This is a genomic window from Streptomyces sp. NPDC093064, from assembly GCF_044754605.1.
GTDB lineage: Bacteria > Actinomycetota > Actinomycetes > Streptomycetales > Streptomycetaceae > Streptomyces.
In genome coordinates this window covers 1-6,853 of the sequence record NZ_JBIVPK010000114.1, presented here as the reverse complement: position 1 = coordinate 6,853, position 6,853 = coordinate 1, and the positions used below count along the sequence as shown (strand labels likewise).

Genomic DNA, 6,853 nt, shown 5'->3' with positions numbered 1-6,853 from the left:
GCCTGGCGCCGCCGCCATCAAGCCATCGCACGAGCCTGCCACCAGCGCCGACACGCTCTTCAGGACCAGCCATGACCAGAACTACAGCTGCCGTGTCGGAGGAGCGAGCATCTGGCGCAAGCGTGCTCATGAATGCATGGGATCCCAAAGGCGCGTGCGCAGGTGCCGATGGACACCTTCCGTTTCTGAGGTGGGCGAGGAAGGCGTCCCACTCTTCTTCAGTCGGGATCCGGTACTCCTCGCTGGGGCGGGCGGATCGACGGCGGGCGCCGTGCCAGATGCAGGGGTCAACCGCGGTCAACAAGGGGTGTCAGTGGTTGGCGACACCTCGTGTGTCAGAGCTGATCTCGTCGCAGCTGTATGTGTGTCCGCTCGCCGTGCGCGTCCGTGACGTCGATGGTGATGCTCTGCCACTCCTCGACGGGTTCCTCCGGGACTTCCCCCACCTGGTACTCGACCTCCGCCAGTAGCTCCTCGGTCACCCGTACACCTGTGAGGCGCTCTGTCAGCGCCAGGACCGCTGCCTTCCTGTCGATATCGGGATCTTCGTCCCCCGACGGGTTGAGGCCGACCTCTAGCATCAGAGGGTTCAGGGCATCGGGAGTGCTGCCGGTCCTATCTGCGGGCCACTCGAAAGTGGTCCGCAACTCGCCCTCTTCGTACCAGTGGAAGAAGTCCATGGGCTTCCCCCCGTTGCTCGAATGCGAGACAGCACGCGTCCCGGCGGAGAGTGCCTCCATAAGCCGCGGGCGCGTGCCCAGATCGCCCCCGAACTCCAGAGCGAGAGTCCAGTCCCCTCCCTCGCCCTGCGCGGTGAACGCTCCTGCGAGGAAGGCTTCGGGCCACTCCTCGTATCCGTCCAAGAACTCCTGCTGTGCTTCGATGAGCTCGTTGAGCCCCTGACACACACCTCGCCGCTGGGCCCCCACGATCCGGAACAACTCCGAAGGCGAGACTCCCCGCACCAGCGTCAGGGTGTACCCGACCTGCAATCCATAGGCGAACAGCGAGGACGAGGAACGTATCCAGCCGTAATCGGCTGCGGCGGCGGAAAACATGCGGCGCATCCTGCCAGCGCCCACTGACACCGGGGTGCGCTCTTCTAAACCGCTCAGGGGCGCGCTTTGGACCTGGCGACGGCGGCTGACATTCTGACGTCGTCCGACACCTCTACTGACGGTTGATCGGGACCTCGTAGACGATCTCGCAGTGAGCCGCGGGCACCACGATGTCCGCGGTCTCCACGGGGCGCCCCTGGTCGCTGTAGTACGTCCGCCGGATGTGCGTGACAAGTGCGGCCTTCTGGATGCCCAACAGCGACGCCTCCTTGGTGGTTGCCTGCCTGGGCTCCGGCTGCTCCACAGCGTGGCTGACGGTGATGCCGATCGCGGCCATCCGGTTCACGACACCCGACCCGGCGTGCGGCCCGCCCTCAGGGAGGACGACGAGAGTGTCGGCGGTGTGGTCGTACGGTTCCCAGCTCGTCGACAGCTGCACCGGCCTGCCGTCCGCCAGGAACTCGTACGTCGTCCGGACGCACATCTCGCCCTCGGCGATGCCCAGTCGCGCCGCGATCTCCGCCGGTGCCGGCACCTTGGCGTCGGTCCGGCTCTCCCAATCTCCTTGCCTGCCCACGGCCTTCATGTCCACCCGGAACGGCGACCCGTCGGGCCGCTCCCGCGCCGACGAGCGGACCATCCGTACCCGCTGCCGGGGCTCGGCGACATACGTGCCCGAACCGGCACGGCCCTCCAGCACACCCTGGGAGATCAGCAGCTCCTGTGCCCGGCGGACCACGTTCTCGCCCACGCCGCACTCCTGGCCGATCTGGGCGCGGGCCTGCGCGGAGTCCTCCCCGGCATCGGCGCCGGTCGACCTCCCGGTGATCTACGAGGCGTGCGACTGCCCGTGCCACTCGACGTCTGACCGGTCCACGACCGCGGAGGTGAGGCCGTGAGCGAACGAGCGCTCGGCGGCGCGCTGGTCTCCAACATCGAGGTCACCGTGACCACGGTGCAGCGCGGCGACATCATCCAACTCGGCGCCAAGCCTGCCGGGTGAGGGACATCTTCCAACTCCCTCAAGGCGCCAAGTAACTCCTCTTCGAGTACGGCGAGTTGCTCACCATACACAGGCGAACGCGGCTCGTCGCCGTGCGGATGCTGAGAGGGCGGTGATCGGTCCGTGTCTTCTCGCCATCACGACATCGACGACGATCTCCTGCACCAGATCACGATCGGTCGCATCAAGCCCGGGGAACGCCTGCCGTCCGAGGCCGGCCTCGCCGACCGGTACAAGGGCAGCACGGTGACACTGCGGAGTGCCCTCGCGGTCCTTCAGGGTGAAGGCCTCGTCGAGAAGATCCACGGCAAGGGGAACTTCGTTCGTCGCCCACTCCGCAAGATCATGTGCGTCGGTGGATGGGGGACGCTGGACCCGTGGACCGCCGCTGAAACGGCTCCACGCGTCACCGTCCGCAGCACCACGGTTCAGGCAGACGGGCACCTAACCACCTTGCTGAACGTGCCCACGGGCAGCCCCCTGGTCAGTAGAGGCACTACAGGCTGCCGGGCGTCGAGCGGCCTCAGGGGACCCGCCACGACGGGCTTGGGAATGGCCGATTCGCGATCAATTTCCGGAGGATGACCTGGTCCGGGCCCAGATCTCCGACAGTCCTCTCCGCACGAGCGGAGGTTAGCCGCGAACGTGCTCTGCTTGGAGCAGCCCATCGTCGCCCTCTCCCCGCGAGCGGAGGTGTGGCGTGAGGGGGTCGGTGCCTGCGTCAGCGGCCGCTGGACATCCGTTTGGCGCCGCAGGTCGCCAAGCTGCACCATCTGCGGCGCCCGCTCGCGTCGAGGAACAGCCAGCCGCAGTCCTCACTGGGGCAGCTGCGAACCATGAAGCGCCGTGGATCCGCGAGCAGTTCGCCCGCGCTACGGGCCACCGCGCAGACGGGCAGCCGCAAACGGGCGGAGGGGGAGGGCTGCCAGCGTCCGAGACCGTCCTCGCCACGGGTGAAGACCGAGTGCCTGGCAGCGTCCTCCACGGTGCCGGCCACCGCCTTGAAGGCACGAGCGTCCCCCGGATCGGCCAGGCAGGCATACAGCTTCGTACGGAACTGCCGAGCCTCGGCGAGCGCTGCGGCAGCCTCATCGGGGTGCCGCAGCGCCTGTTCGCGCAGCCAGGTGACCAACTGGTCCTCGATCAGGTCCATATGGCCGGCCCATACAGCGAGCGTGGCGTAGCTTCGCAGCCACTCCGATCCCGGTAGCCGGTCCCCGCCCCAGCCCGCGTAGGTGTTGCAGAACTCCAGTGCGGGATGCCCGCTCGTGCTCCATGGCAGCCATTGGTCGCCGACCCGCACGGCGTATACGGGTCCGGGAGGCCGGTCCAGCCGGTGGTCGCCATGCAACATGCGATCGTGCAGCGTCTGCAGTTCCGCACCCGGTTCGATGCCGAACTCGGTTACCAGCGCCTTACGCGTGCTGCGGTACAGCTCGAGGGCATCTGCCTGGCGGCCGCCGCGGTAGAGAGCGGTCATCTGGGCGGCGACCAGCCGTTCCCGCCCTGGATGCTCCTCGACAAGCGGTGCCAGATCCGCCACGACGCGGTCGTGAAGACCCATGGTGAGCTGGACCTCCGCTCGCCGCTCCACGGCGGAGAGGCGAAGCTCGTCGAGGGGACCGCCGAGGCGGGTGCGCAGCTGGTCGTCGGCCACGTCGGCGAGCAGCGGGCCCTGCCACAGTCCGAGGGCCCAGTCGTAGATGCGGACTTGCTCCGCGGGGTCACCGGTATCGGCCGCCTGCCGGACGAGGAAGGTGAACTCCTGCGCGTCGATCGTATGAGGGCCCTGCTCGACGGCGTAGCCGTCATGCCGGGTTTCGACCGGCACTCCGTACGGCTTGAGAGCGGCACGTAACCGACCTATGTAGGTGTGGATGGTGCCGCGGGCAGAGGCAGGCGCATCGCCGTTCCACAGCAGGTCGATGAGGCGCTCGGTCGTCACGGCGCGACCCGCGTGCAGCAGCAGGACCGACAGCAGACGCCGCTCCTGGCGACGGCTTCCTGCCAGCACCTGTCGTCCCTCGTGGCGGGCGGCGAACGGACCGAGCAACTGGAACTCCATGGCGCTCGACAGCCTAGTGGGGCCGAGTGTCCGCAGTCCGTGCCGGTGGTGGTGAGGGTTTGGTCAGAGACCGGCGAAACACTGGCGTACGCCTCTTCGGCGAAGCCTTCCTTTCAACCCTCTGCTTAGGGAGAGTCATGCGACGAACCGTTCTCGCGCCGCTGGTGCTTGCCGCCGTGCTCATGGGAGTACAGCCCGCGTCGGCCGCACCCGCCGCCACCGGCACCGGGTGGGAGCCGGCACCTTCCACGTCGTGGGACGTCGGCGCCGGGCTGCGGTGCGACTTCCCCGTCCACGGCGAACCCGTCATCGACAAGGTGAAGAAGCTTGTACTGGGCACCTATCCCGACGGTACCGTGAGGCGCGTCGCGTACAAGGGTGATCTGGTCGTACGGATCACGAACACCGAGACCGGTGCCTTCTACGACGCCGACGCGAGCGGCTCGGCCATCGTCGAGCACCGAACCGACGGCTCTCAGTTCTGGGCCGTGCGCGGCCCGGTGCTGGCCGGCATCGGTGAGGGAAAGGGCAACTTGCCGCGCGGCCTGTACATCGTCGACGGGGTGTACACGATGGACATCAGCTCCGTCGGGTACAAGGCCGTAAACCTGGTGCACGGGGCAACGGACGACCTCTGCGCCCGCATCGACTGACCGGATCTCTTGAGCGCAAGCCCCGTTCTTCAGGACGGGGTTAGCTCTTCCTTGGCGCGGAGCCGCGCAGCGCGGCGGAGTTCTCTGCGTTGTCAGTGGTGTGCACTATGTTGCTCGCACCGGTCGGAGGGGGGTGTTCTCGTGCTGTCCGGTCGCCGTTACCTGCTCGATCTCTCGCCCGAGCAAGAGGAGATGTGTGAGGAGTTCGGCGGCATCTGCCGGTCGGTGTGGAACACGGCGCTGGAGCAGCGTCGGGATTACCGGCGGCGCGGGGCGTGGGTGAACTACGTGCCGCAGTGTGCCGAGTTGGCCGATGCCAAGCGTGAGCATCCGTGGTTGAAGGCGGCGCCGTCGCATGCGTTGCAGCAGACGCTGAAGGATTTGGACCGGGCCTGCCGGGTTCATGGCACGTTCAGGGTGCGGTGGCGGTCGAGGGCACGTTGGTTGCCGTCGTTCCGGTTCCCCGACGCCCGGCAGATCAGGGTGGAGCGGGTGGGGCGCAAGTGGGGCCGGGTGAAGCTGCCGAAGCTGGGCTGGGTCCGCTTCCGCTGGTCGCGCCCCCTGGGTGGTGAGGTCCGTTCCGGGACCGTGTCCCGCAGGGGAGGCCGGTGGTTTGTGTCGTTCCTCGTGGACGACCGGGCCGTCACTCCCGGGCGGCACGCCATGCCCGGTACCGCTGTGGGTATCGACCGGGGGGTGAAGACCGCCGTCGTCACCTCGGACGGCGACTTTTACGGTCGGCCGTTCATCACGGCCGGCGAGATGGTCCGGTACCGGCGTCTGCAACAGCGCCTCGCCCGGTCCAAGCGCGGCAGCGCGAACCGGCACAAGACGATCACGGCCATGGGCCGCATCATGTCCCGGGTGTCGGACCGGCGTGGGGACTTCTGCGCGCAGAGGGCCGCCCGGATCGTCGCGAGGAACGCCCTGGTGGTCCTCGAAGACCTGCGGATCAAGAACATGTCCGCCGGCGCGTGTGGCACCGTGGCCGCGCCCGGCCACAACGTCCGCCAGAAGGCCGGGCTCAACCGGGCCATCCTGGACAAGGGGTGGCACCGCCTCGAACTCGCCCTGACCAACGCCGCCCGGTACACGGGCACGCGCGTGGTGAAAGTCAACCCCGCGTACACGTCGCAGCGGTGCTCCGCCTGCGGCTTCGTCACGGAAGGAAACCGCGAGAGCCAAGCGGTCTTCCGGTGCAAAGCCGCAGGCTGCGGACACCGTGACCATGCCGACGTGAACGCCGCGAAGAACATCAAGGCCGCAGGACATGCGGTCTCAGCCTGTGGAGACCTCGGCACCAGCCGGTCCGTGAAGCAGGAACCCGTAAGCCGGGCGACCGGCCGAACCCCCTCATAGGGGAATCCCCGAGCTTCAGCCCGGGGAGGAAGTCAAGCCTGCCTGTACCTGGGGCACCGGGGCCGCACCACGAGTCAGTGGGTGGTGAGGGAGTCGGGCAGAACGCCTGCGTAGGCGCTCAGGACGTCTCTTTCGTGGTGGCTGATGCCTGGCCGGCGTGAACGAGAGGTCGCCGCCGGGCTCGACGACTTCGTACGCGCCGAACGTGCGAAGCACCGCAACCGCGACCACGCGCACCACAAGTAGGAGCCACCGGAGAGCCAATGGTGCGGTTGTGGTGCGCGCACCGCCTACCGCTCCAGGAGAATCCCCAGGTCGTAGACCTGGGGATTCTCCTGGAGCGGGTGACGAGAATCGAACTCGCGCTCTCAGCTTGGGAAGCTAAGGTGATCTAGGGCTCGCTGCGGGGCTGACCTGCGGCGGAAGGGTGTTGACGCCTGGCGGGCGGGTCCGTTGATTCCCCGGTGTTCCCCGCGGTTCCCTGTACGATCTGGCACGCGTCTGGCACGACCTGTTCGTACCGAACTCTCGGCGGGTGCGTTTCTTCTTACACAGGGCGTCCTGGGTGACCTCCGCTCAGATCGGAACTCCACCCCACGTGATGGTGCCGGGACCTAGGGGCAAGGCCCCGGGGAGAGTCGCGTTCGCCCGATTTGATCATGTGGTGGGCTCCGGACGCAGAGCGGGCACGGCGCTTGTAGATCATGGAGTTCTC

Annotated in this window: 5 protein-coding genes and 2 pseudogenes; 4 read left to right on the top strand and 3 right to left on the bottom strand. The window is 67.7% G+C overall.

The genetic code is table 11. The features are described 5' to 3' along the window. Positions 1–335: 335 nt before the first annotated feature. Together ACIQFZ_RS42910 and ACIQFZ_RS42905 are read right to left on the bottom strand one after the other, a co-directional pair. Positions 336–1,058 (bottom strand): DUF6461 domain-containing protein, encoded by a 723-nt coding sequence (locus ACIQFZ_RS42910; RefSeq protein WP_402693943.1) that lies wholly within the window; start codon positions 1,056–1,058, stop codon positions 336–338. Between the two features lie 112 nt (positions 1,059–1,170). Then, positions 1,171–1,887 carry a GntR family transcriptional regulator gene (locus ACIQFZ_RS42905; protein ID WP_402693944.1) on the bottom strand — a complete coding sequence of 239 codons (717 nt, stop codon included), beginning with the start codon at positions 1,885–1,887 and terminating at the stop codon, positions 1,171–1,173. A 66-nt stretch (positions 1,888–1,953) separates the two neighbouring features. Between ACIQFZ_RS42905 and ACIQFZ_RS42900 the strand changes: the two are divergent. Together ACIQFZ_RS42900 and ACIQFZ_RS42895 are read left to right on the top strand one after the other, a co-directional pair. Then, a pseudogene (locus ACIQFZ_RS42900) lies at positions 1,954–2,177 on the top strand (hypothetical protein). Positions 2,178–2,184: 7 nt separating this feature from the next. After that, positions 2,185–2,544: pseudogene (locus tag ACIQFZ_RS42895) on the top strand (GntR family transcriptional regulator); the annotation flags it as partial. 238 nt (positions 2,545–2,782) lie between these two features. On the opposite strand, the gene ACIQFZ_RS42890 reads toward ACIQFZ_RS42895, so the two are convergent. Further along, positions 2,783–4,126 carry a BTAD domain-containing putative transcriptional regulator gene (locus ACIQFZ_RS42890; protein ID WP_402693942.1) on the bottom strand — a complete coding sequence of 448 codons (1,344 nt, stop codon included), beginning with the start codon at positions 4,124–4,126 and terminating at the stop codon, positions 2,783–2,785. Positions 4,127–4,263: 137 nt separating this feature from the next. Here ACIQFZ_RS42890 and ACIQFZ_RS42885 point away from each other — a divergent pair, with 137 nt between their 5' ends. Both ACIQFZ_RS42885 and ACIQFZ_RS42880 read left to right on the top strand, forming a co-directional pair. Next, positions 4,264–4,779, top strand: a complete 516-nt coding sequence (locus ACIQFZ_RS42885; protein ID WP_402693941.1) for a hypothetical protein — start codon at positions 4,264–4,266, stop codon at positions 4,777–4,779. A gap of 141 nt (positions 4,780–4,920) precedes the next feature. Beyond that, the gene (locus tag ACIQFZ_RS42880) at positions 4,921–6,138 is read left to right on the top strand and encodes an RNA-guided endonuclease InsQ/TnpB family protein (protein ID WP_402693940.1); all 1,218 of its coding nucleotides are present in this window, start codon (positions 4,921–4,923) and stop codon (positions 6,136–6,138) included. The last annotated feature ends 715 nt before the right edge of the window (positions 6,139–6,853 follow it).

Bases quoted from the DNA above. Each gene is read 5' to 3' on its own strand.
- ACIQFZ_RS42910 (WP_402693943.1), bottom strand. From the start codon at position 1,058: ATGTTTTCCGCCGCCGCAGCCGATTACGGCTGGATACGTTCCTCGTCC.
- ACIQFZ_RS42890 (WP_402693942.1), bottom strand. From the start codon at position 4,126: ATGGAGTTCCAGTTGCTCGGTCCGTTCGCCGCCCGCCACGAGGGACGA.
- ACIQFZ_RS42885 (WP_402693941.1), top strand. From the start codon at position 4,264: ATGCGACGAACCGTTCTCGCGCCGCTGGTGCTTGCCGCCGTGCTCATG.